Source organism: Pseudomonas sp. 2957, assembly GCF_031456345.1.
GTDB lineage: Bacteria > Pseudomonadota > Gammaproteobacteria > Pseudomonadales > Pseudomonadaceae > Aquipseudomonas > Aquipseudomonas siliginis.
On record NZ_JAVDUL010000003.1, the window covers coordinates 689,133 to 713,158 of the forward strand.

The 24,026-nt window shown below is 60.6% G+C and carries 15 protein-coding genes; 7 read left to right on the top strand and 8 right to left on the bottom strand.

The window, feature by feature from the left end:
• Nucleotides 1-85 precede the first annotated feature (85 nt).
• A complete protein-coding gene (locus J2Y39_RS13575) occupies nucleotides 86-1,507 on the bottom strand; it encodes an amino acid permease (protein WP_095181733.1) in 1,422 nt (473 codons plus the stop codon).
• A gap of 475 nt (nucleotides 1,508-1,982) precedes the next feature.
• On the opposite strand from J2Y39_RS13575, the gene J2Y39_RS13580 reads away from it, so the two are divergent.
• The 3 genes from J2Y39_RS13580 (at nucleotide 1,983) to J2Y39_RS13590 (ending at nucleotide 11,026) form a co-directional block, all read left to right on the top strand.
• Complete coding sequence (locus J2Y39_RS13580) at nucleotides 1,983-2,441, top strand: REP-associated tyrosine transposase (RefSeq protein WP_150638609.1); 459 nt, start codon at nucleotides 1,983-1,985, stop codon at nucleotides 2,439-2,441.
• A 287-nt stretch (nucleotides 2,442-2,728) separates the two neighbouring features.
• Nucleotides 2,729-5,848: a transglycosylase domain-containing protein gene (locus J2Y39_RS13585; protein ID WP_310218168.1), complete on the top strand. Its 3,120-nt coding sequence runs from the start codon at nucleotides 2,729-2,731 to the stop codon at nucleotides 5,846-5,848.
• 186 nt (nucleotides 5,849-6,034) lie between these two features.
• Nucleotides 6,035-11,026 carry a dermonecrotic toxin domain-containing protein gene (locus J2Y39_RS13590; protein WP_310218171.1) on the top strand — a complete coding sequence of 1,664 codons (4,992 nt, stop codon included), beginning with the start codon at nucleotides 6,035-6,037 and terminating at the stop codon, nucleotides 11,024-11,026.
• 91 nt (nucleotides 11,027-11,117) lie between these two features.
• On the opposite strand, the gene J2Y39_RS13595 is transcribed toward J2Y39_RS13590, so the two are convergent.
• The 5 genes from J2Y39_RS13595 to J2Y39_RS13615 all read right to left on the bottom strand — a co-directional run bounded on the left by J2Y39_RS13595 (nucleotide 11,118) and on the right by J2Y39_RS13615 (nucleotide 16,798).
• Nucleotides 11,118-11,630 carry a CS1 type fimbrial major subunit gene (locus J2Y39_RS13595; protein WP_310218174.1) on the bottom strand — a complete coding sequence of 171 codons (513 nt, stop codon included), beginning with the start codon at nucleotides 11,628-11,630 and terminating at the stop codon, nucleotides 11,118-11,120.
• 33 nt (nucleotides 11,631-11,663) lie between these two features.
• Nucleotides 11,664-12,407, bottom strand: coding sequence for a pilus assembly protein (locus J2Y39_RS13600; RefSeq protein WP_041479900.1), 744 nt, complete (start codon nucleotides 12,405-12,407; stop codon nucleotides 11,664-11,666).
• A gap of 44 nt (nucleotides 12,408-12,451) precedes the next feature.
• Entirely contained in the window at nucleotides 12,452-13,669 is a 1,218-nt protein-coding gene (locus tag J2Y39_RS13605; protein WP_305381476.1) for a hypothetical protein, read from the bottom strand.
• 4 nt (nucleotides 13,670-13,673) lie between these two features.
• On the bottom strand, nucleotides 13,674-16,196 hold the full coding sequence (locus J2Y39_RS13610) for a TcfC E-set like domain-containing protein (protein WP_252882617.1): 2,523 nt from the start codon (nucleotides 16,194-16,196) through the stop codon (nucleotides 13,674-13,676).
• 113 nt (nucleotides 16,197-16,309) lie between these two features.
• Complete coding sequence (locus tag J2Y39_RS13615; RefSeq protein WP_041479903.1) at nucleotides 16,310-16,798, bottom strand: CS1 type fimbrial major subunit; 489 nt, start codon at nucleotides 16,796-16,798, stop codon at nucleotides 16,310-16,312.
• A gap of 495 nt (nucleotides 16,799-17,293) precedes the next feature.
• On the opposite strand from J2Y39_RS13615, the gene J2Y39_RS13620 reads away from it, so the two are divergent.
• Nucleotides 17,294-17,869 carry a PadR family transcriptional regulator gene (locus J2Y39_RS13620; protein WP_252878837.1) on the top strand — a complete coding sequence of 192 codons (576 nt, stop codon included), beginning with the start codon at nucleotides 17,294-17,296 and terminating at the stop codon, nucleotides 17,867-17,869.
• The gene (locus J2Y39_RS13625) at nucleotides 17,866-18,651 is read left to right on the top strand and encodes a siderophore-interacting protein (RefSeq protein WP_056790103.1); all 786 of its coding nucleotides are present in this window, start codon (nucleotides 17,866-17,868) and stop codon (nucleotides 18,649-18,651) included. The genes J2Y39_RS13620 and J2Y39_RS13625 overlap by 4 nt, the downstream gene beginning before the upstream one ends.
• 121 nt (nucleotides 18,652-18,772) lie before the next feature.
• Here the strand turns inward: J2Y39_RS13625 and J2Y39_RS13630 are convergent, their stop codons facing one another.
• Nucleotides 18,773-19,411 (bottom strand): Pr6Pr family membrane protein, encoded by a 639-nt coding sequence (locus J2Y39_RS13630; protein ID WP_310218183.1) that lies wholly within the window; start codon nucleotides 19,409-19,411, stop codon nucleotides 18,773-18,775.
• A 1-nt stretch (nucleotide 19,412) separates the two neighbouring features.
• The gene (locus J2Y39_RS13635; RefSeq protein ID WP_016773359.1) at nucleotides 19,413-19,643 is read right to left on the bottom strand and encodes a VF530 family DNA-binding protein; all 231 of its coding nucleotides are present in this window, start codon (nucleotides 19,641-19,643) and stop codon (nucleotides 19,413-19,415) included.
• A 298-nt stretch (nucleotides 19,644-19,941) separates the two neighbouring features.
• Between J2Y39_RS13635 and J2Y39_RS13640 the strand changes: the two genes are divergently transcribed.
• Both J2Y39_RS13640 and J2Y39_RS13645 read left to right on the top strand, forming a co-directional pair.
• Nucleotides 19,942-21,303, top strand: a complete 1,362-nt coding sequence (locus J2Y39_RS13640) for a carbohydrate porin (protein ID WP_310218187.1) — start codon at nucleotides 19,942-19,944, stop codon at nucleotides 21,301-21,303.
• Between the two features lie 217 nt (nucleotides 21,304-21,520).
• On the top strand, nucleotides 21,521-23,932 hold the full coding sequence (locus J2Y39_RS13645; RefSeq protein ID WP_310218189.1) for a glucose/quinate/shikimate family membrane-bound PQQ-dependent dehydrogenase: 2,412 nt from the start codon (nucleotides 21,521-21,523) through the stop codon (nucleotides 23,930-23,932).
• Nucleotides 23,933-24,026 lie beyond the last annotated feature (94 nt).

The window sequence follows — 24,026 nt, forward strand, 5'->3', positions numbered from 1 at the left end:
AGGCGTTGACCGTTAATCGCCTTGCCCATAAAACCCAAAAGCCCCGATCTCTCGATCAGGGCTTCGTTGTTTACGCACTTAAGGTTCAAGAAACCGAACGCACCGAACCTTGCGTCACTTGCGTCGGCTGCAACTTGAACACGTAAAACAACACCGTCAGCAGCACAAGAAACGCCGGTCCCACATACAGCGCCACGCGGGTGTCCGGGAAGTACGCCATCAGGCCGACCACCAGTACCAGAAACGCCAGCGCGAAGTACGAGCTGACCGGGTACAGCCACATCTTGTACTTGAGCCCGGCACGTTCGCTGGCGCTCAGGCCTTTGCGGAATTTCAGCTGGGCGAGGAGGATCATCACCCAGGTCCAGATCGCACCGAAGGTGGCGATCGAGGTGACCCAGACAAAGACTTTTTCCGGTACCAGATAGTTGAGCATTACGCCCAGCAGCAACACCGCGATCGACAGCAGCAGTGCCCGGCGTGGCACACCGTTGTTCGAGGTCTTGGCGAAGCCCGCCGGGGCCTGGCCGTTCTGCGCCAGACTGTAGAGCATGCGCCCGGTGCTGAAGATGCCACCGTTGCACGACGACAGCGCCGCAGTAATCACCACGAAGTTGATGATGCCCGCAGCGGTCTTGATGCCCAGACGCTCGAAGGTCATCACGAAGGGGCTGCCCTGGGTGCCGATTTCATTCCACGGGTAGATCGACAGGATGACGAACAGCGCGCCGACGTAGAACAGCAGGATCCGCCAGAACACCGAGCCGATTGCGTCAGGAATGGTCTTCTGTGGGTTCTTCGCCTCACCGGCAGTCAGGCCGATCATCTCGACACCGAGGTAGGCGAACATGACCATTTGCAGTGACATCAGCACACCGGTCACGCCGTTGGGCATAAAACCGCCGTGCGCCCATAGATTGGAAATGCCCAACGCCACGCCATCGTTACCGAAACCGAAGGCGATGATGCCGACGCCGCCGATGACCATGGCGATGATGGTGACGATCTTGATCAGGGCGAACCAGAATTCGAATTCGCCGAAGGCTTTGACTGCGATCAGGTTGATCGAGCCCATGCTGATCAGCGCTGCCAAGGCCCAGATCCAGCGCGGCACATCGGGGAACCAGATGCCCATGTACACGGCCACGGCGGTGATTTCCGCGACGCAGGTCACCAGCCACAGAAACCAGTAGTTCCAGCCGGTGAGAAAGCCGGCCAGCGGACCGAGATAATCCTGCGCGTAGCGGCTGAACGAACCGGCCACCGGGTTATGCACGGCCATTTCACCGAGGGCGCGCATGATCACCAGGATCGCCAGACCGCCAAGGATGTAAGAGAGCATGATCGCCGGCCCGGCCATCTGGATGGCTTTGGCCGAACCGAGAAACAGACCGACGCCGATACAGGCACCGAGCGCCATCAGGCGGATATGCCGTTCGCCGAGTTCACGTTTGAGCGGACCGCCCGAAGCGGTGTCGCCGTGCGGCAGAGGATTGCCAACTGGCATAGGGGTACAACCTCGTCTTGTTATTGGATATGACCACCGGGTTTCGAAGCATCGGCCGATAGGCCTTGGCTGGGCAGGAAACCGCGTCGGCTTCGTGGGCAGACGCGTCTTGCAGGGCAGGCCTGAAAGATCAGCGGGGCGTGCAGTATAAAAAGCTCAGGGCAGGAATTTTCACTCTAAAAGTCACAACATTCAGCGACAACTCTCGGCAATAGTGGGTTCTGCGGAGAGGCATTACCTGCATTACGTAGGAAAAGTCGCCACTGAAAAAGCCGCGAAGTATTGCACAGACATGGTGCAGCGTCATGTTCCAGCCCCCGGTGCATTTGATTCACTGCGCGATGCCTCCCCTCGCGCTTGATCACGGATAAATCGCCCGGCGGATTCGGAAATTTCGCTCAACAGTTGCAGCGCCGACCGGAGCGGCCAACCACTAACCTTTGAAAAAGCCAGGAGCACATGCAAGGAAGCTCACATGCCAGTCCGCCCCAATTCCCACCGCCTGCGCCAAGGTCGTTTCTCGGAAAACGGTCGTGCCTACTTCATCACCTCTGTCATCCACGAACGCCAGCCTGTATTTGCAGATTGGCAGACAGGCCGATTACTGGTTGCAGAACTGCGCCGGGCTCATGAGCAAGGAGTCGCGCAATCCATCGCCTGGGTTGTCATGCCTGACCACTTTCATTGGCTGATGCAATTGCAACGCGGCTCACTTGGTGAAGTCATTGGCGGTGTAAAGGCTCGCTGTACGCATGCGGTTAACAGAAAAACCGGACGTCACGGACCGCTGTGGCAAACCGGCTACCATGACCGAGCGATCCGTGACGGCGAGGACCTGGAGCCCATCGCCCGCTATATCATCAATAATCCCTTGCGAGCCGGGCTGGTCGATAACCTCGGTGATTACCCGCTTTGGGATACCTGCTGGCTCTGAGCGCAACAGCTCTCTGGAATAAGTGCATCCTTGTGGCGAGGGGATTTATCCCCGTTCGGCTGCGCAGCAGGCGCAACTTCCTCAGACGCGGTGGGCCTGTAGAAACCGTGCTGGCAGGTTTTGGGGCTGCTTTGCAGCCTAGCGGGGATAAATCCCCTCGCCACAGTGTGTGTTCCAGTTATTCAGACAAGCCGTCTCCTCCGCTCTGCACATTTTCTTCACCGGCTCCAACCACCGTCTAAGCTTCAGACAAGTCCGATCAATCTGCGTGAATGGATCAGTCGACTATGGGCGCTTTGTGGCAAACCGATTCGAGTAAAACCGTGGTTCAGACTGAACGTGTGAATGAAGCGCCTGTCCCTGAAAAACCCCGTCGTCAGCGGCACGGGTGGAAGGCTTTCTGGTTGCTGTTTTTGATCATTGCGGTGGTGGTGGGACTCGCCGCGTCCAAGGAAATGCGCACTTCGCGCTTTCAGGCGCGGGAGCTGAGCCAGTACGCCGCTTCGCTGACCTACAAACTGGAACCCGGTCCCAGCGAAGCGATTCGTTATCCGGGCAACGGCCCTTTCGATCTGCGCCTGGGTTACAGCTCTCTGGACGAATTCCTCCCGCGCCTGCTCAAGCGCAATTACGTGATCACCGAGCAGACGCGCTTCTCCCCCGCCCTGCTCGGTTACACCGACAAAGGCCTGTTCGTGCCGTATTCGGAAAAGATCCAGGCGGGGTTGTCGATCACCGACTGCCGAGGCGCGCCGCTGTATCGATACAACTATCCGCAGCAACTGTATGCCGACTTCGCGGCGATTCCGCCGGTGGTGGTCAGCAGCCTGCTGTTCATCGAAAACCGCTTTCTCCTCGACCCGAAACAGCCGCTGGCCAACCCGGCGGTGGACTGGCCGCGTTTCGGCATGGCCGCGTGGTCGCAAGTGGCGAAGTTGCTGCACCTGCCCGGGCAATCGGCCGGCGGCAGCACCCTGGCAACGCAACTGGAGAAGTATCGCCACTCGCCCGACGGCCTCACCGTGTCGGGCGCGGAGAAGATCCGCCAGATGATTTCCGCCAGCGTGCGCGCCTATCAGGATGGCCCGCAGACCCTCGGTTCGCGGCAGAACATCGTGCGCGACTACCTCAACAGCGTGCCGCTCTCGGCGGTGCCCGGCCACGGTGAAGTGCACGGCATGGCCGAAGGTTTGCGGGTCTGGTACGGCAGCGATTTCAACAAGGCCAACGAGCAATTGAACAGCCCGGCGACCGATCCGCAGTCCATGGCCGCCAAAGGCCTGGCCTTGCGTGAAATGCTCTCGCTGATGATCGCCCAGCGCCGCCCTTCGCATTACCTGACCAAGGGTCGCGACGAATTGGCCAGCCTCACCGACAGCCACCTGCGCCTGCTCAAGCAGAACGGCGTGATCGACAGCGCCCTCGCTGACGCTGCGCTGGCGAGCACCGTGTCGTATCGCGACTGGCAGACCCAGCCAACGATGCAGCCGATTGAAACCAACAAGGGCATCAGTGTTGCCCGCAGCCGCTTGGCGAGCATGCTCAATCGCCCGCTGTACGACCTCGATCGCCTCGACCTGTCGGCCACCAGCACCCTGCAGGGCGACCTGCAAACGCAGGCCACGGCTTATCTGAAGAAACTTGCCGACCCGGCCTATGCCGCGGAAATCGGTCTGCTCGGCGAACGCTTGCTGACGCCGACCAGCACCACGCAAGTGCGTTACAGCTTCACCCTGTTTGAACTGACCCCGGACGGCTCGCGGGTGCGCGTGCAGACCGACAGCACTGATCAGCCGTTCGACATCAACGAAGGCAGCAAGCTTGAACTCGGCTCGACGGCGAAAATGCGTGTGCTGACCACGTACCTGCAAATCGTCGCCGAGCTGCACGACAAATACGGCGCGATGGGCGTGGCAGAATTGAAAAAAGTCGAAGTGCCCGATCAGGACCGCCTCAGCCGCTGGGTCATCGACTACCTGATCCAGAACAAGGATCACGACCTGTCGAAGCTGCTCGGCGCCGCGCTGGATCGCAAATACTCGGCCAGCCCCGGCGAGGCGTTTTTTACCGGCGGTGGGCTGCACAGATTCAACAACTTCCGCAAAGAGGACAACGGTCGCCTGCCGACCCTGCGCGATTCGCTGCGCGAGTCGATCAACCTGCCGTTCATTCGCCTGATGCGCGACATCGTCCGCTACACCACCTACTCAGGCCCCAACGGCGAATTGCTCAAGGATGATCGCGATCCGCGCCGTCAGGAATACCTGGCCAGTTTCGCCGACCGCGAAGGCACCTCGTTCCTGCTCAAGTTCTGGAAAAAGTACAAGAACAAGGACACCCAGGCGCGCCTGGAAACCTTCCTCGACAGCATCCGCCCGACGCCGATCCGCATGGCGGCGGTGCATCGCTATCTGCTGCCGGAGGCCAGTCAGGAAGACTTCAACCGTTTCGTGCGCTCGCACCTCAAGGGCACCAAGCTCAACGAAAATCTCACCGACGACCGTCTGATCCGCCTCTACGATTCCTATGGCCCCGGCAGTTACGATTTGCCTGACCAAGGCTTCATCGCCAAGGTGCATCCGCTGGACCTGTGGATGATGGGTTATCTGCTGCATCACCCGGAAGCGACCTTCAGCGAGATCGTCAAGGCCAGCCATTTCGAGCGCCAGGAAGTCTACAGCTGGCTGTTCAAGAGCCGGCACAAGGGTGCGCGAGACAGTCGTATTCGCACCATGCTCGAGATCGAAGCGTTCCTCGACATTCATCAGCGCTGGCAGAAAGTCGGCTACCCGTTCGATCACCTGGTGCCGTCACTGGCCACGGCCATTGGCAGTTCCGGCGACCGTCCCGCCGCGCTCGCCGAGCTGATCGGCACCATTCTCAATGACGGCGTGCGCATGCCGACGCTGCGCATCGACAGCCTGCACTTTGCTGCCGATACGCCGTATGAAACCAGGCTGATCAACGACCCGCACGTGGGCAAACGCGTGATGCCGGTGGAAGTGGCCCGAGCCATGCGCGAGGCGCTGTCGCAAGTGGTCGACGCCGGTACCGCCAAACGGCTGTCCGGCAGTTTCAAACTGCCCGATGGCACACCGCTGGCCATGGGCGGCAAGACCGGCACCGGCGACAACCGCATTGCGGCGATCGGGTCTGGCGGGCGGATCATCAGTTCGAAGTCGATCAACCGCACGGCGACCTTTGTGTTCTACATCGGCGACCACCATTTCGGCACCCTCACCGCGTTCGTCCCGGGGCGCTCGGCGGAGAACTTCAAGTTCACCTCGGCTCTGCCCACGCAGGTACTCAAAGGCATGGCGCCGATTCTCACGCCGTATCTGCAACCGGGCAGCGACTCACAGTGCCAACCGCCACAGGCGCCCGTGGTGGCATCGGCGCTGCACTGACCGAACGTGGTCTGCACGTCGCGCCGAAGGCCATCGGCGCAAAAGGTGGTATTCGTGCATTGTTCCGATTCGAATTCTTGTCGCATCGCTGAGGCGATCACACGATTGTCTCCCGATCTTTGAACTTTTGTTTTGCCCTGCCGCCGGTACGCTGATCATTCCTCAAACAATCAAGGATGATTGGCCATGTCTGACTCCCCTCAGCCTGCCGCAGCCGCCGACAAAGGGCGGCATTACGCGTTCATCGAATCGGCTGTCAGCGCGCCGTTCAAAACTGCAACGCTCAGCCGCAGCCTGGCACTCGCCGCCACGCCACTGAAGCGCGAACCCTGGTACAGCGCACCCGGTACGTATGCGAGCCGACTCGCCGCCGCCAATCTCAAGGCCTGGGACTCGCAGAACAAGGTCGATCATCTGCTGGCCAGGACCGACCTGTACGCCTTCGCCGAGCCGCTGCTCAAAGCAAGGATCAAGCAATGCCATGGCATCGAGCCGGACGTCAGGAAGACCTGGCTGCGCCTGTATATCCCCGCCAGCAGTCCCTGGTATGCAATCGACGTGGTCGACGGTTCGACGACCCGTACGGTCTCACTGCTCGATGCCGCTCTGCACAACTTTGCCGCCAACGAGACAGTCGGCGCAGGCTCGGACTACATCAGCCAGCCTGATGCGCGCGGCCACTTCGACGTCTTGCCGCTCAAAAACCAAATGCCCATCAGCCAGTTCCAGACACTGTGCCGCGACCTCGACCTGGGCGGGCAATATGCCAGGCACTTGCAGGGCTACTTGCTGCCCGGCGAAGCGCTGGCCGAGAGCCTTTTGCAATACAAGGTCGGCGCCAGCCTCAAAGATGCCCTCGCCGTCGCGGCGCACATCGCCTTGCTCAAGGCAGAGATCCAGTACGACACCTTCAGGATGGTGCTCAGCTTCAGCACAGAGGAAAACCCGCGCTTGCGTCTCAACAACCGTTCGATTCGCTGCAATGACCTGTCCATGCTCGGTACCCGCCTGACCGGCATTCTGTTGCTGATGCATGGCCACCCCGACAGTCGTGGCGTTCGACGCCTGATCGTCTACGTGCCGCACGATCCGGATCATCCACTCAAGGAGTACGAGTCGCTGGCTGCGTTTCGTGAAGAACTGACCCGCCAGTTGCGCGAGGACCGCCTGAGCGCCTCGACCGGGCATACGTACCGGCAATTCTTCAGCCAGTTTGTCGATCAGCAGCAACGTGGGCATTTTTTTGCCGAACTCGAACAGCGATTGTTCGTCGTCCGCCATCACGAACGCGAGCAGAGCACCGACCAGCGCCCGGTGTGGCGCAAGGACCCGGTGGAAAAGCCCAGGCTGCAATTCACCCGCTTGCCGTTGCAGGGCGATTACTGGCGGCACGTCTATCAGCAGAAACTCAACAAGATCATCAACGATGCGCGGCAAATCGCTGTCTCGACCGCCGATGCCGACAGCAACGCACGCTGGGCATGGTGGGACAACTTCAAGCGGATCGTCTCGGACATTTTCAACGTCGCCCTGCTGATTGCCACGCCCTTTGTGCCTGGTCTCGGCGAGGTGATGATGGCCTATACCGCCTATCAACTGACCAGCGATGTGATTGAAGGCATCGTCGATCTGGCCGAAGCCGTCTGGGAGGAAGCTGCCGGACATGTCATCAGTGTGGTGACCGATGTCATTCAACTGGCGGCGTTCGGCGCCGGCGCGCAGATTGGCGAAACGTTGCGGATAAAACTCTCACCGCAGGTCGATGCCATGCAACAGGTCAAATTGCCCGACGGCAAACCAAGCCTGTGGCATCGCGACCTAAGCCCTTATGCACGCGACGAGCTGAGCCTGGCAGCGCAATCGAAGCCCAATCGTCACGGCCTGCATCAACATGCCAGCGCCAGCGTCCTGCCGCTGGAAGGCAAGCTCTATGTGGTGGAAAAAGCCTCCGCCGATGCCACCAGCAAAACCCACCGGATCAAACATCCGAATCGAGAAAATGCCTACCAGCCAAGGATCGAACACAACGGTCACGGCGCCTGGCTGCATGAAGCAGAATCGCCAGGCGACTGGCCCGACGCCCGGCTGATGCCTCGCCTGGGCCACAGCGTCGAGCGCTTTACGCCTGTGCAACTGGAGGACATCCGGCGCAGCAGCGGCACCAGCCACGATGAACTGCGTCGCATGCACAGCGACAACAGCCCGCCACCGCCGCTGCTGGCCGACACGGTCAGGCGCGTCAGTGCATACGAGGATGTCATCGAGGCTGCGCAGAACCTGCGTAACGGCAAACCGATCGATGCCGATGCGGTATGGCTGGAGCCGATGCTGACCAGCCTGCCGGGCTGGCCGCCGCGACGCGCGCTGGAGGTTTTCGCGCGTCAGGACCTGACCGGCTACTCGCATAAATACGGCAACGCGCTGGCGTCCGAAGCCGACACGTTGCGCATCAGCCAGGCTGATCTCAACGCCGGACATTTGCCCGAGCGGGTCGCCGGGTTCCTGCGCGACGACGAGTTCAATCATCTGCTCGGCCCGATGGTCACTGCCGAGCAACGGGTCGAGGTCCTGCGCGGTCAACTGGCCGACGCACTCAATCAGCAGCGCAGCGCCGTCGCCCGCCATCTGTACCAGGCCGGGCAGCGCAGCGGCGACGCCGACATAGCGGTGATCAGACAGTCGTTTCCGGATCTGCCGTTGCCCTTGGCCGAGACGGTTCTGAGCCAGGCTCGCGTCGCCGAACGGCAACGCATCAGCGACGAACAGCATTTGCCGCTACGCCTGAAGAATCAGGCCCGAGAGCTGGATTTCGAGGCGTCGGCCAGTCGCGCGTACGACGGTTTTTATCGGGACGATCTGATGACCGAACAAACCGAACGCCTGGCGCTCAATACGCTGAAAATCCACACCGACACCTTTGCCGACCTGCGCATCGAAGTGTTCGACGGCAGCCCGCACGGTCCGTTGCGCTGCAGTGTCGGGCCGCAGGACGCCAGCACCGTAAGGCAACTGCTCAGGCGTGGCGAAGGCCGTTATGAAGTGCGCGACGCCAAGGGTCAGGTGCTGCATGACAGTAGCGATTTCCACGAAGCCATCCTGCGCGCCGTACCGCTCGAAACGCTGGCGAGTACCGGTTATCAGCGCGGTCAGGGCCGCGCCTTGAAACTGTGGATCATGGAACAAAGCGCCCCGCCAGCCGAACGCCGTATTGCTCTGGCGCAACCGCCGATCCGAACGGTCGCCCCCCGCGAGACGGAGATTCTTCTACGCGGCTGGCCCTGGGCGGCAAAGACCCCGGAACAGCGGCTCAGACAGTTGTACCCGAAACTCAACGACAGAGAGGTCGCGGGTTTCCTGGCGGCGCTGGAAAAAAAGGGCAACAGCGAACGCGCCATCGCCGACCTTGAGCGCGAACGCGAAGTGCTCGACAACGCCCTCGACAGCTGGCGCAGCAGTTACACCCCCGTCATTGAAGACAACGGGGAACTGATCGCGCTGCCAACGGATTTCGTCCGCGAGGGCGGCTTGTACATCGAGCAGCAGTTGAGGAAGTGCTTCAAACGCGAGAACGAACGGCCCGGCGCACGCAATCCCCATCCGGAACACGGCTATACGCTGGACCTTTCAGCCGAACTGCCGCTACCGAACCTTGAGTCATGGTGGCGCGACTTGCGACGGCGTCCCGGGATGCAGCAATACTTCGAGCGGATTACCGGACTGAACATCACCAACATTGCGCTTTCAACCACACCGGACAGCCTGCTGGCGAGTTTCCCGAATCTGCGGCAATTGAGCGCCCAACGCTGCGGTTTCAAGGAGGTGCCGGCTGCCCTCGGGAAAATGCATCAGTTGCAGACGCTGGATCTGTCGCACAACAGCATTGAACTGACCTATGACTCAAGCACGCGCCTGAGCAATCTCACCCGCTTGCACAGCCTGAATCTCAATGGCAACAACCTGCGTGTGCCGCCGGATATCGGGCGCATGGAGCAACTGGTCGAACTGAACCTGGTCAATACGCGCATTCGCGATTGGCCGGCAGGATGGCTTGAAGTCGATGGACAGATACGGCAGCGCCCGAAAGGCTTCTACCTGGACATGCGAGACAATCCGCTGGACACCCTGCCCCGGGTCGAACCCGGTAGCGATCAGGCGCGCCTGCTGGCTCGCGCACGGATCAGTGTTGCCAAATTCGACAGTGACCAGTTGCGGCGTCTTGGCGAGTATCGCCAGTCGGTAGGGTTGAGCGTCGTGCCCGGTTATTCATCCGCCGCCGCCGATGAGCTTGATTACTGGAAGTTGATGCCCGCCAATGCGGATCCGTCCCACCCTTCGGCAGCCTTCAGCCGATACCGCGAGCAGTCCTGGCATGACCTGATGGCCGAGCCTGATTCCGCCGGCTTTTTCAGCGTGATCCGCAAGCAACGCGAATCCGCCGATTACGGGACTGACGCGGGGCGGCGGAATTTGACCGCACGGGTCTGGGACATGGTCGATGCGGCGGCGCTCGACGAACATCTGCGCAAAAAGCTCTTCGAGCAGAACGTGTCTGCACAGGACTGCGCTGATCTGGGCCAGCAGCTGTTCAATTCACTGGGGCTCAAAGTCCTGGTATCCAAGGCCTACAACGAAACGGCATCGGCCTCGCAGCTGGAAGACAGACTCGTGCGTCTGGCGCGCAGCGCGGCTCGCCTTGATCGGGTCAGCGATGAGGCCGCCATGGAGGTCAGTCGTCAGCAGCAGCAACACCTGATCGATCCGCGCCTGCCGGCGCCGGACGAAATCCAGATTCATCGGGCGTTCGAAGCGGGCCTGGGCGAGCGTCTGGATTTGCCCTGGCAAGCGGAGGGCATGCCTGTGCAGCCTCGGGCCGGGGTAAGCGAGGAAAAGCTCAACGCGGCTTACCAGAGAATCATCCAGCGCGAACAGGGGGATGGCCTGGTCAACGGCATGATCGATCTCTATACCGATCCTTTCTGGGAGGATTACCTGCGCAATACCTATCCTGACCGTTATCAGGAGAACCTGCGCCTGTACGAAGAAAAATTCCGTCAGCTCGACAGCCAGGTGTTCAGCAGCGACCGGGAGTACAGGAAGCTGGTCGACAAAATCAGCTACGAGCGCAACGAGCTATCCCGCGCCTTGAGTCGCGAAGCCCTCGACAGGGCCGGACTCTGAAACCATCACACGGCATTCGGCGAGCGTTTCAGGCTGGCCGAATCTGCCGACGGACCCTGGTCGTGCTTGCGATACCCACCGCGTAAGACATTCAGGCATCAGCGTCATTGCCGTTTGGCGCGCTGGCGCTGAACAACAGCACGACGTTGCCGCTGTAATGACCGGGGCGGTAGCCACCCGGCGGTTTGATGGGTTCGATTTTCAGCAGCACACGTTTACCGACAGCCGCCTCTTCTTCCGAAAGCACTTGTTGCGGAATGATCGAACTCAGCACGACGTCATTGAACGTCACCCGCAGCTCAATCACTTCACCCGTTGTGCCGGTATCAAGGAATGGCTCGGTGGCCAGACGCGCCTCGATGGCGCTGCTGTCATGCCGCATGTCGAAAGATTTTTCCAGATTGCCCAGGCTGTCCGTGGCGTGTTGCCAGGCCAGCACCTGCGGACGGTGAATCCAGTCCGGTTGTGCCGGAATGATGTAGAAGGGCCGACTGGGAATGGTCAGCGACACTTCGAAGGTGTGCTCCTCCCGGGCGGCCCACGTCACTGCCGCGGTCAACGCGGCGGCGACCGCCAGCAGGGCGGCGGTGCATTGCTTGATCATGTTGGCTACCTGATGCGTGAATGGAAAACCGGCCTAGCGGCTGGCGACTTTCATGGTTTTCTTGTCGCTGCCTTCGATCAGAAAGAAGCGGTACTCACGGCCCTTTTCCTTGTTGAAGGCAAAGGACTTGCCCGCCAGCACATGGTGTTTGGTGGTCGCCCCGCAATCGCTTTCCTTGCTCAGCGAACAGCTCTTGAACTCATCGACGATCACCACGGTATTGCCGTTGTTGCGCAGTTCGTAGCGACTCTCGGTTTCGTTGATCGCCGTGGCGTAACGCGCTTCCCTGGGGCGGACAAAGAAGATCGTGCCAAACCCGGTCATGACGTTGACGCCGGCCGACAACGACTTTTTGTAATCCTCCCGCTCTTCACCGGTGACGACAAAATCGTCTTCCTTTTCCGGCACCACGGGCACGAAGCGCACGCGGAAATAGCGTTCTCGATCCCGTTCGCCCATGTACAGCAAGCGTGTGCCCTGCATGCCTTGCGCCGGGACGATCAGCCGCGCCGGGCTGGCCATCAGGCCGTTGCGCGAGGCGCCATCGGCGGCGTTCTCGACAGCAATTTCCTTGGGCGTGCCGGCGTCGTCGTAAACGATTTCGAGCACATTGATCTTGACGAATGCGGTGGCGTCGCCGCTGTTGAAAACCCGTTTGAGATAGGTGCTCTTGTCGGCTTCCAGATAGTCGTAAACGGTGCCGACATTGATCTGCGGCCCGGCCTGCGCCGTCAGGCAAAAAACGCTGAGCAGGCCCAGCAAAAGACCACGGTTCATCGTGTTGAACTCCATGAACGTTGAGTGAAAGCGGACCAGGACGCTCATACTTCCGAATCCCAGATAATGGTGACGTTGCCGCGCAAACGGTCGTTCTTGCCCGGCCTGAGCAGGAAGTCGATGTCTTTCGATGCCATATCAAAATGCAGATAGCCAGGCTTGCGCTCGACATACACTCCAGGCTGAAACGGCGCTGACCAGCGATTGAAATTCAGGGAAATCCGGTTAACCGGACCGCCGCCGGGGCCGCTGATGCCCGACGGCAAACTCATCGAGACCTGAACCGGGGCCGTATCGCCCTTCGGGCTACCCAGGTTGCAGACGTTTCCGCCGTAGGAATTGCACAACATCATGACCTTGAAACGCGACGAGGCCGAAATGTAGAAGACCTGGTCGGCAAATATCCGCGTGGGTTTGCGGCCGCTGTTGATCCATGGCTCCCAGCCACCTACGGGCTCAAGCGTGACCCGAGTGCCGCCGGGGGGCAGGTCGACCTTGAGGGTGTGTTGCACGTCGAGGACGAAATCCAGGGTCAGCGTGGGGTCGTCGGGCTGCAGCAAGAGGCCGCCCAGAACAAAATCGCGGCCGCCTCCCAAGGTGTAAGTAACCGAGCCGGTATATTGCCCGGTAGACATGCCCAACGGATTGGGAGTCCTTAATTCATAAGCAAAATCCATCTTGTCGAAAGCTATTGACGGGAGACGGTAAGCGGCGTTTTTGGAGCAGCCAGCTTGTACCGGGGTCTTCCAGAAGAAGCGATAACTGTCAGGACCATAGGACGCCACACCGCTGTAACGGCAGGGTTCCGGCACATACACCCAACCGCTGGAGTCCCATAATTTGTCATGCGCTTGAGCGTCGTCTGACACGCCGGTGATGTTGGTCGCGGTATCGCCCAGAATGTACGTGGAGCCGATACCGATGATGCGCACTTCGACGGTTTCGGTTTCCTGCGTTTGCATATTGGTAACTGTCAATTGTCGCCAGTCGGCCGGGGCTTTCACCAGCATCGGTTCACCACGTGAGATGAAGCGTGTGGAGTCGAACCGTACAGGCATCTCGATGCTGAAAATGTTGTGGTCGGCGCATTGCGCCGGGTAGCTTGCGCAGTAGCCGGTGTTGGGGGTTTTGTTCACGAACAGATTCTTGCCTGGCTGCGTCGGGTCAGGCTGAAACGTCGCACGGATTTCCTGATTGAACCCATGGGCGGTGGACATGGCCAACGCCAGCGTCAGCGCGCAGCCTGCCTGGAAGATTTTCATATGCTCAGCCTGCCTTCATTTCGGTGGTAGTGACGTCGGCGAGGGTGTCTGGGGTGCAACGCAGATCGCCGATCATCAACACGTCGTTTTCGCTGCGGTGGTCGGCCTCGTTCAAGCGGAACTGGCACAACAACTGGTTGCCCTGGCGCACTTCCAGGGTGGGTGAACCGGCGTTCATTTCCATCGAGAAGAAACCGTCGACTTCGGTCACGCCACGGCTGGCGTGGTTGATCACGTGGTGGCCCTTGAGCGGCCGCCCGCTTGCATCGACCAGGCGACCGAGCACGGTGAGGGTTTTCATCACGCGAACCTTGCGATACTCGATGCCGCCCTTGTTCAGGTGATAGCGGGTTCGCGCCGGTTCGATGGTGGCGGCCGGTACGGTGTTGCCTTCGAAGTCGAAGCTCACCGAGCTGTTCTGATAAGCGGTGATCGGAATGAAATTGCGCCCCGGCTTCAGCGCGGCACCGCCGCCGCTGTAGTCGTCGGCGCGCAGGACGATGTCGTCGATATCCGACTCGACGTCGACGATCATTCCCGCACCGCGCACGTCGCTCTGGCTGGTCAGGAGCATCTTTTCGCCGCCGACCACCAGTGTGCTGTCGAGGTTGAGCCCGCCAGTGAAGTTGCCGTTGTAGGAAGAGCGCTGGACGAAGGCGTCGCCGTTTACCGCGTCGGTGCGGAAATTGGTCAGGCTCGACATGCCCAGGCCGTAAGTGTCGGTAAGCGCCGTCACCGAGACGCTTTGCAGCACGTGATCCTTGAAATCCTTGCGCCAGCCGAGCGAAGCATTGTTGTCGCGTTTGCCGTCGCGGGCCGTGCGTGAACCGATGCTGCCGGTGAGCTGCTGACCGGGAGCGCCCAACGCCAGGTTGATGCTCAGATCGACGCCGCGATTGCGCGCATCGCCACTGCTGAAACTGCCCGGCCGATCAAAGACCGACAGGCGCCAACTGGCATCACTGCCCAGCAATACGGCGCGCTGGGTCCAGCCCAGATCCACGCCCACGCCTTCGACATTGCCTTCGCTATGCGAGACCCGGGCATTGACCGAACTCTTGCTGCTCAGCCGATGGTTGAGCGCCAGCGACGAATTGCTGGTCTGGCCGACAAACACGTTACGTGGACGAACGCGCGTGCCGTCCGGCAGCGTGTCGTAGGTGTTGGTGGTGTCGAGCCAGCTGCGGTTGTGGCTGATCACCAGACTGCCCGCGCCATAGTTGTAGAGGCTTTGCAGGTCCAGACCGGTGCCGTAATCCTCGGTCTTGTAGACATTGGCATACAGGCTGACGTGGTTGGCCAGGGTCCAGTCGATGGAAGTACCGTATTGCAGTTTTTCGCGGATCTGCCGCGCCGAAGCGCCGACAATCACCCGTGGGTGCAGCAGGTAGTTCAGCGCAGCACCGGCGGTGGGACTGCCGCTCGATTGCGTGTCCCAGTTGCTCAGCAGTTTGCTTTCTTCACCGGCAAACACGTTGTAGCGCCAGCGTTCGTCCAGGTTGCGCCAGTTGCTGGGCTTGTACACCAACTCCTGGGTGGTGGAGGTGATCTGGCCGTCTTCGATCAGGCGCACTTCCACTTCATAAATACCACCGGGCAGCGGCCGGGTGTCGAGGGTCTGCAAACCGGCCGGCACCGATTGAGTATTGATCAACAGACCGTCGCGCCAGATCTCCACCGAACCCTGCCGGTTGGCTGTCACGTAGATCGGGTAAACGCTGGGCATCGGGCTGTTGATCGCGAGGCTGTCGGAGCTGCCGTACATGAGGCCGACCGCCGTATCGGGGCTGGTGCCAAACGTGCGCGGCTGGCGCGTCAGCCCTTCGGAATTGGGGGTGAAATAACCCAGGCGCAAGAAACTGCCTTGCAGTTCGCGCTGGGTGTGCAGCTCGTGCACGGCGTGGTAGAGCTTGTCGTCGGGGCCGCCGAGCCGGGCCAATTGCAGATTCAGCGTCTGGCTCCAGTTGCCCAGGCTTGAACTGGCTTCCAGGCCGAAGCGTCCGCCGAGGTCCTGATCCTGGCCACCGTTCAGGTTGAGCTGGTTGCGCACCATCAGGCCGCTGCTACCACCGCTCGGTTGCTCGTAATAACGCTTGGCTTGAAGGTCGCGTTCGGCGTTTTCGGTGACGATCGATACCAGCGAACTTTCCAGGTTGTAATGCACCGCGAGAAACTGGTCGGGGCAGGAACCGCTGCACGCACCTAATGGCACGCCGGGTTTGAGGTAGCTTGCCCATTTTTCCCGTTCAGCGGGGCCGAAGCGGTTTTCGCTGGTGTCGGTGAATTCGAGAAGGGTGATGCGATCATCGCGGGACAACACCACCATGGCCTCACCCAACGGCTGTTGGTCGACTTCGACCCGCACCGCCAGAGGCACATCAAAGAAATGCTCCTCGAAATCCGCTGGCAAGCCTTTGGCCTGCGCCAGCAAACTGCGTGGCGTCGTACCGGCGGTGTTGGATGCGACGGCTGCGCTGGCACAAAACAACAGCGCAAGCGCAGCCGCGATGGGTGTCATCGGGAACATGAACTCGTACTCTGATTGACTGACAATGAAAGTCCGTCGGGGCAAACATCACTGCCTGCCCCGTCGGTTGACGCCACTGCTGAAAAGCGAGCGTTTTGGACCTGATCAGTCGATCAGTTGCCGCCAACCGGTGGCACGGCGTCGAAGATCATCGCCACGGAACCGGTGTAGTCACCCGGCTGGAAGTTGCTGCCTTTGGCGGAGATTTTCAGCGGGGCGCGGTAGTTCACATCCGACTCGGATTCACCGACGACCATTTGCGGGGTCAGGGTCAGTTCCTTGTTGTTGAGCATGACCTGCAGGTCGATCGAGGTATTGCCGGCAACCAGTTTCGGCAGGCTTTCCAGGCTGGCGTGAACCGAACCGTTGTTATTGCGCACATCGAAGAAACCGTTGACGTCGGCCATCTTGCCGGTGGTCGGCTGATAGCTCATGTCCTGGTCTTTGTTGACCAGATCCGGATCAGTCGGCACCACATAGAAACCGTTGGTTGGCACATGAGCGATCAGGCTGATGGAGTGCGACGCTTCGCCCGCAGCGAAGGCAGTGGAGGACATTGCCAGAAGAGCCAGTGGAGCAGCGATTGCGATTTTCTTGAACATCGTTCAGTACCTGTTTGCTTTATATAGGGGGTGTCATTGAAAGTTCACAAACCATTTGCTCATCGACCGCCAGAGCAACTTGAACTTTCAATGGCGGGCATCATCGGCTGTTGCCTCTGGAATGTAAGCAGGCAACTTCCGACAAACTCGTAGTTAAACAACCTCACACCCCGCCAGAAAAAAGAACAAAAAACAGATACTTGCAACATTCGCTGTAAGTTGCGCCCTACACACAGTTACAGGCAAAAAACCATACAGCAACTTGGCCGCTTTAACGCGGCAACTTGCGAGGAATTAGAACATATACTCAAGTACAACTAGAGCGATAACTTTAACTTTACGGTCACCGCTTTGATTTATTGATCAAAAAACTTTTTCCGGCTCTTTTTCGCTTTGACCGCTCGTCCGTCAAGCTCAGGACAAGGCCAAAAACGTCTTGCGTAACGCTTAAGATATATCTTAAGTTGTATCTAAATACGACGAGAGAGAAGCGAAATGAGAGACCATCATTCCCCCCATCGCGAGCACGGCGATGGCCGCGACGGCTTCGAGAAACGCCCCGGTCGCGAACGCGGCGGTCGCGGCCCGCGAGTTTTTGCCCCCGGCGACTTGAAATTGCTGTTGCTGGCGCTGATCGCCGAGCAGCCCTGCCACGGCTACGACCTGATCCGCCAGATCGAAGGCATGTTCGATGGCGCTTACAGCCCGAGCCCCGGGGTGATCTACCCGACCCTGACCTTTCTGGAAGAGAGCGATTTGATTGCCGGTGATGCCGAGGCCGGCAAAAAGCGTTACAGCGTCACCGACGCTGGTCGTTTGTCTTTAAGTGAACAAGCGGTGGCGCTCGACGGCGTACGCATGCGCATTGACGTCAGCAAGCGCTCGCTGCGCGGCCATGATCGTCCGCCGGAAATCCACGAAGCGGTGCACAACCTGCGCCATGCCTTGCAGCTGCACCACGGGCGCTGGAGCGCCGAGGAAATCCTGCGCGTGCGCGACCTGCTCAACGACACCGCCAAAGCCATCGTCGACGGCCCTGCCGTTCAACCTGCCCCGGAGAAAGCCGAATGACTGCAGTCGATACTCAAACCATTCACCGCGTGATGCACGAAATCAAACGGCGCAAGCTTGAAGTGCTGCGCGTCACCGACCTGACCCCACGCATGCGCCGCATCACCCTCGGCGGGCCGGAACTGGCCGGGTTCATCAGCCTGGGCACGGACGATCACGTCAAACTGCTGTTCCCGCAGAACGCCGAACAAGCGGCGGCGCTGGAGACGATGCAACTGGGCGCCGGCAAGGACAACGGGCCGATGCCCGAGATGCGCGACTACACGCCGCGTCGTTACGATCTGGAAAAAATGGAGCTGGACATCGATTTCGTCCTGCACGGCGACGGCCCTGCCTCGACCTGGGCCGAGCAGGCACAACCGGGGCAGTTCCTGCACATCGGCGGGCCACGCGGGTCGATGATCGTGCCGGACATCTTTGACAGCTATCTGCTGATCGGCGACGAAACCGCCCTCCCCGCCATCGCCCGCCGCCTCGAACACCTCGCGGCGAATCGCAAGGCGCTGGTGGTGATCGAAGTGGAAAACGGCGCTGAGCAGCAAGTGCTGGAAAGCGCAGCGCCGTTCAATGTGATCTGGGTCCTGCGCGAAGGCGGCAAGGACAACCTGCTGGCTACCGTCAAGCAATTGCAGGTGCCCAAGGGCAATCTGTACGCATGGGTGGCGACCGAAACCAAGGTCTCACGGCAGATCCGCCGGGTACTGATCGATGAGCATGGGCTCGATGAACAGTTCATCAAGGCGGTCGGCTACTGGCGCGCCGAGGGCTCTGAGGAAGAGTGATCTCTTCCTGACCCATATCACCCTTGTGGGAGCGAGCCTGCTCGCGAAGGCATCGGCACAGTCGAAAGATTTGCTGGCTGACGCACCGCATTCGCGAGCAGGCTCGCTCCCACACTGGATCTCAACTTCGTGCGGACAATTTGCGGTCGAGGCCGATAATCAGCAACCCCACCAACACAAACCCCACCAATATCCCCCCGGCATTCGCCAGCACCTGTGGATAACCCAACACCGCTACATCAATGAACGGGTACGCATAGGCGCCGAGCAGATGCCCGCGCAGCAAGGCATAGATGAAGTACACCAGCGGATAGATCAGCCACAGCGGCAGATGCCACAGGCGCAACGTGCCTTTGGGGACGCAGCGCCACCAATAGCCGAGAAACAGCAATGGCATGACGTCGTGGAGCAACTCATCGGCAACAAACTGCCAGCCTTCGGGGTGCCACAAGTGTCGCAACAGGATGCTGTAGGCCAGACCGACGACGGCGATACTCACCGCGATTCCACTGCTGACCCACGGTTGCAGAAACCAGCGCCGTGCGGCGGATTCGCGCTCGGTGACCGCGCAGGTCAACACCGCCGCCACCAGTGTGTTGGTCAATATGGTGAAGTAGCTGAAAAAACTCACCAGCCCGCCCAGCAGGCTGGCGCCGATGCTCAATCGTGCGAAGAAGATGAGGTACAGCTGAATCGTCAATCCGGCCCAGCCCAACACGGCCAGGCCGGTGATCAGGCGTCGGCGCCTCGCGCTGTCCATCTCAGAGCGGTCGCTTGGTGCGCATCAGCTTAACGTACAGGCGCTCGACCTTTTCCCGCGCCCACGGGGTTTTACGCAGGAAGGTCAGGCTCGACTTGATGCTCGGATCGCTCTTGAAGCAACGGATGTCGATACGCTCGGCCAGCCCCGACCACTCGTAGTGAGTCACCAGTGCATTGAGGATCTGTTCGAGGGTCACGCCGTGCAGCGGATCGGGGGATTGTTCGTTCATGCCGGGCCTTTGGGCGAAGTGATATGCAGAAGCCGCGCACCTTAGCCGAGGGGCAGAGCAGGTGGAAGGCCTTCCTGCAAATGTAGGCCAACCCGGGAAGATCGCAGGCTGTGGCCCGACTCACAATGCGCCCGTTTGCCGCACTGTTACCGAATCCGAAACGCTGCATGTCTGCAAAAGCGCTTTCTCAATTTGTTACAGATCATTATCCTGCCGCCCTTCCGCTGAAACGCTTCACTGCCTGCGACAATCTGAAGCGCTCGGCCTGCACCTGAAAACATCAAAAAAAGACTTCTTCATGCCTGACTTTTCCTTCTCCCGAGACAGCGCTATCTCTGCCCTGCGCACCCTTGGCGGCTGCACCGCCCTCGGCCTTGCCACTTGCGCCCACGCGGCGCCGGCCTTCGACAGTGAATCACCGTACATGCTCGGTGACTGGAACGGCACGCGCACGGAACTTGCGGAAAAAGGCTACGACTTCAAACTCGATTACACCGGCGAAATGGGCAGCAACCTGCATGGCGGCTATGACCACGGCCGCACTGCGCGCTACAGCGACCAGTTCGGCCTCGGCACGCATCTGGATCTGCAGAAGATCCTCGGTTGGAACGACGCTGAATTTCAGCTGACCATCACCAAGCGCAGCGGCAACAACATCAGCAACGACCGCATCAACGACCCGCGCGTTGGCGGCTTCACTTCCGCCCAGGAAGTCTGGGGTCGTGGCCAGACCACTCGCCTGACGCAGATGTGGTATCAGCAGAAATTCTTCGATCAGAAGCTCGATATCAAGGTCGGCCGTTTCGGCGAAGGCGAAGACTTCAACAGCTTCCCTTGCGACTTCCAGAACCTGGCCTTCTGCGGCTCGCAGGTCGGCAACTGGGTCGGCGGCATCTGGTACAACTGGCCGGTCAGCCAATGGGCGCTGCGGGTCAAATATCACCTGACGCCCGAGCTGTATGCGCAGGTCGGCGCCTACGAGCAGAACCCGTCGAACCTCGATCGCGGCAACGGTTTCAAACTCAGCGGCAGCGGCACCCAGGGCGCGATCCTGCCGGTCGAACTGGTGTGGACGCCGAAGCTCAACGGCCTGCCGGGCGAATACCGCGCCGGTTATTACTACAGCAATGCCAAGGCCTCTGACGTCTATAAAGACCGCAATGACCAACCGGCAGCGCTGAGCGGCGAAGCCTATCGCAGTGCCTCGAGCAAGCACGGCGTATGGCTGGGCATTCAGCAGCAGGTCACCAGCATCGCCAGCGACCACTCGCGCGGCTTGAGCCTGTTCGCCAACGCGACGATGCATGACAAGAAAACCAATGCCATCGACAACTACGTGCAGGCCGGCCTGACCTACAAAGGCCCGTTCGACGCCCGCGCCAAGGACGACATCGGTTTTGCCCTCGCTCGTGTGCACGTCAACCCGGCCTATCGCAAGAACGCCGAGGCGAGCAACCGCGCCAACGCCGTCTACGACTACGACAATCCGGCGTTCCTGCCACCGCAGGACACCGAATACAGCGCCGAGCTGTATTACGGCGTGCACGTGACCAACTGGCTGACCGTGCGCCCGAACCTGCAATACATCCGCCACCCAGGTGGCGTGAACGACGTCGACGACGCCCTGATCGGCGGGATCAAGATCCAGTCGTCGTTCTAAAGATCACAGCTAACCCCTGTGGGAGCGAGCCTGCTCGCGAAGGCGGCATGTCAGTCGCTGCAGTGTTGCCTGATACACCGCTTTCGCGAGCAGGCTCGCTCCCACAGGAATGCATTTCGTTAGCCGAACAAGTTTTTATCTGAACCATGCCTGCGCCAGATCGTCATCTAAAGTGACTACAGCGCGGGACTACATAAACGTCACGGAGAATCACACTATGAGCACCGAAAGTGCTTCGAGTCGGGGCCGTCTGCTACCGGGCCTGCTCGGCATCCTGCTTCTACTGATGGGCCTGGCCATGCTGGCCGGGGGAGTCAAGCTGAGCATGCTCGGCGGCTCGCTTTACTATCTGCTGGCCGGTATCGGCATCGCGCTGAGCGGCATTCTGCTGCTGATGCGCCGCCGCGCGGCACTGGGCCTGTACGCCATCGTGCTGTTTGCCAGCACTGTCTGGGCATTGTGGGAAGTCGGTCTGGACTGGTGGCAACTGGTGCCGCGTCTGGCGCTGTGGTTTGTCCTCGGTTTCGTGATGCTGCTGCCGTGGTTCCGTCGTCCGCTGCTGCTCAACGGCCCGGCGAAAATCGGCACTGGCGGCCTGACCGTCGCTGTGATCCTGGCCGGCGTTACCGCTCTGGCCAGCCTCTTCACCCACCCGGGCGAAACCTTCGGTGAACTGGGCCGCGACACCGCCGACATGACCAGCACCGCACCGGCCATGCCGGATGGCGACTGGCAAGCGTACGGTCGCACCGAGTTCGGTGACCGCTACTCGCCGCTCAAGCAGATCACCCCGGAAAACGTCGGCAAGCTGCAAGAAGCCTGGCGCATCCAGACCGGCGACCTGCCAACTGCGGATGACCCGGTCGAGCTGACCAACGAAAACACCCCGCTCAAAGCCAACGGCATGGTCTACGCCTGCACCGCGCACAGCAAAGTGCTGGCACTGGACCCGGACACCGGCAAGGAAATCTGGCGCTTCGATCCACAGATCAAGAGCCCGGTCGGCTTCAAGGGCTTCGCCCACATGACCTGCCGTGGCGTGTCGTACTACGACGAAGCCGCCTATGCCAAGTCTGAAAACGCCGGTTCCGCTGTTATCTCCGAAGCCGGCCAGGCCGTTGCTCAGGCCTGCCCGCGTCGCCTGTACCTGCCAACCGCCGATGCCCGCCTGATCGCACTGAACGCCGACACCGGCAAGATCTGCGAAGGCTTCGGCACCAACGGCGTGGTCGACCTGACCCAAGGCATCGGCCCGTTCACCGCCGGCGGCTACTACTCCACCTCGCCAGCAGCGATTACCCGTGATCTGGTGATCATGGGCGGTCACGTCACCGACAACGAGTCGACCAACGAGCCATCGGGCGTGATCCGCGCCTTCGACGTGCGCGATGGGCACCTGGTATGGAACTGGGACAGCGACAAGCCGGACGCCACCGAGCCATTGGCCCCGGGCGAAACCTACAGCCGCAACTCGGCGAACATGTGGTCGCTGGCCAGCGTCGATGAAAAACTCGGCATGGTCTACCTGCCACTGGGCAACCAGACCCCTGACCAATGGGGCGGCAATCGCACCCCCGGCGCCGAGAAATTCAGCGCCGGCCTCGTCGCGTTGGACCTGGCTACCGGTAAAGTGCGCTGGAACTACCAGTTCACCCACCACGACCTGTGGGACATGGACGTGGGCAGCCAGCCAACCCTGCTCGACATGAAAACCGCCGACGGCGTGAAACCTGCGCTGATCGCCCCGACCAAACAGGGCAGCCTGTACGTCCTCGACCGTCGTGACGGCACGCCGATCATTCCGATCAAGGAAATCCCGGTTCCGCAGGGCGCCGTGAAAGGCGACCACACCGCACCGACCCAGGCCCGTTCGGACCTCAACCTGCTGGCCCCGGAACTGACCGAAAAAGCCATGTGGGGCGCCAGCCCGTTCGACCAGATGCTGTGCCGCATCCAGTTCAAGGAACTGCGTTACGAAGGTCAGTACACCCCGCCATCGGAACAGGGCAGCCTGATCTATCCGGGTAACGTCGGCGTGTTCAACTGGGGCGGCGTCTCGGTCGACCCGGTTCGCCAACTGCTGTTCACCAGCCCGAACTACATGGCCTTCGTCTCGAAAATGGTGCCACGCGAGCAAGTCGAAGCCGGCAGCAAGCGCGAGAGCGAAACCTCGGGCGTGCAGCCAAACACTGGCGCGCCATACGCGGTGATCATGCACCCGTTCATGTCGCCACTGGGCGTACCGTGCCAGGCCCCGGCTTGGGGCTACGTCGCCGGTATCGACCTGACCACCGGCAAAGTCGTGTGGAAACGCAAGAACGGCACCAGCCGCGACAGCTCGCCAATCCCGATCGGCTTCACCCTCGGCGTACCGAGCATGGGCGGTTCGATGGTCACTGCCAGCGGCGTCGGCTTCCTCAGCGGCACCCTCGACCAGTACCTGCGCGCCTATGACGTGAATACCGGTAAAGAACTGTGGAAATCGCGCCTGCCAGCAGGCGGCCAAGCGACTCCGATGACCTACACCGGCAAGGACGGCAAGCAATACGTGCTGCTCGTTGTTGGCGGTCACGGCTCGCTGGGCACCAAGATGGGTGACTACATCATTGCGTACAAACTGCCGGAATAAGCGGTAGCGGCGGTAAAAAAAGAAGGCGCCACCCTGTGAGGGGTGGCGCCTTTTTGCATGGAGGCGTGCCCAACATGCTCCATTCGCACCAAGG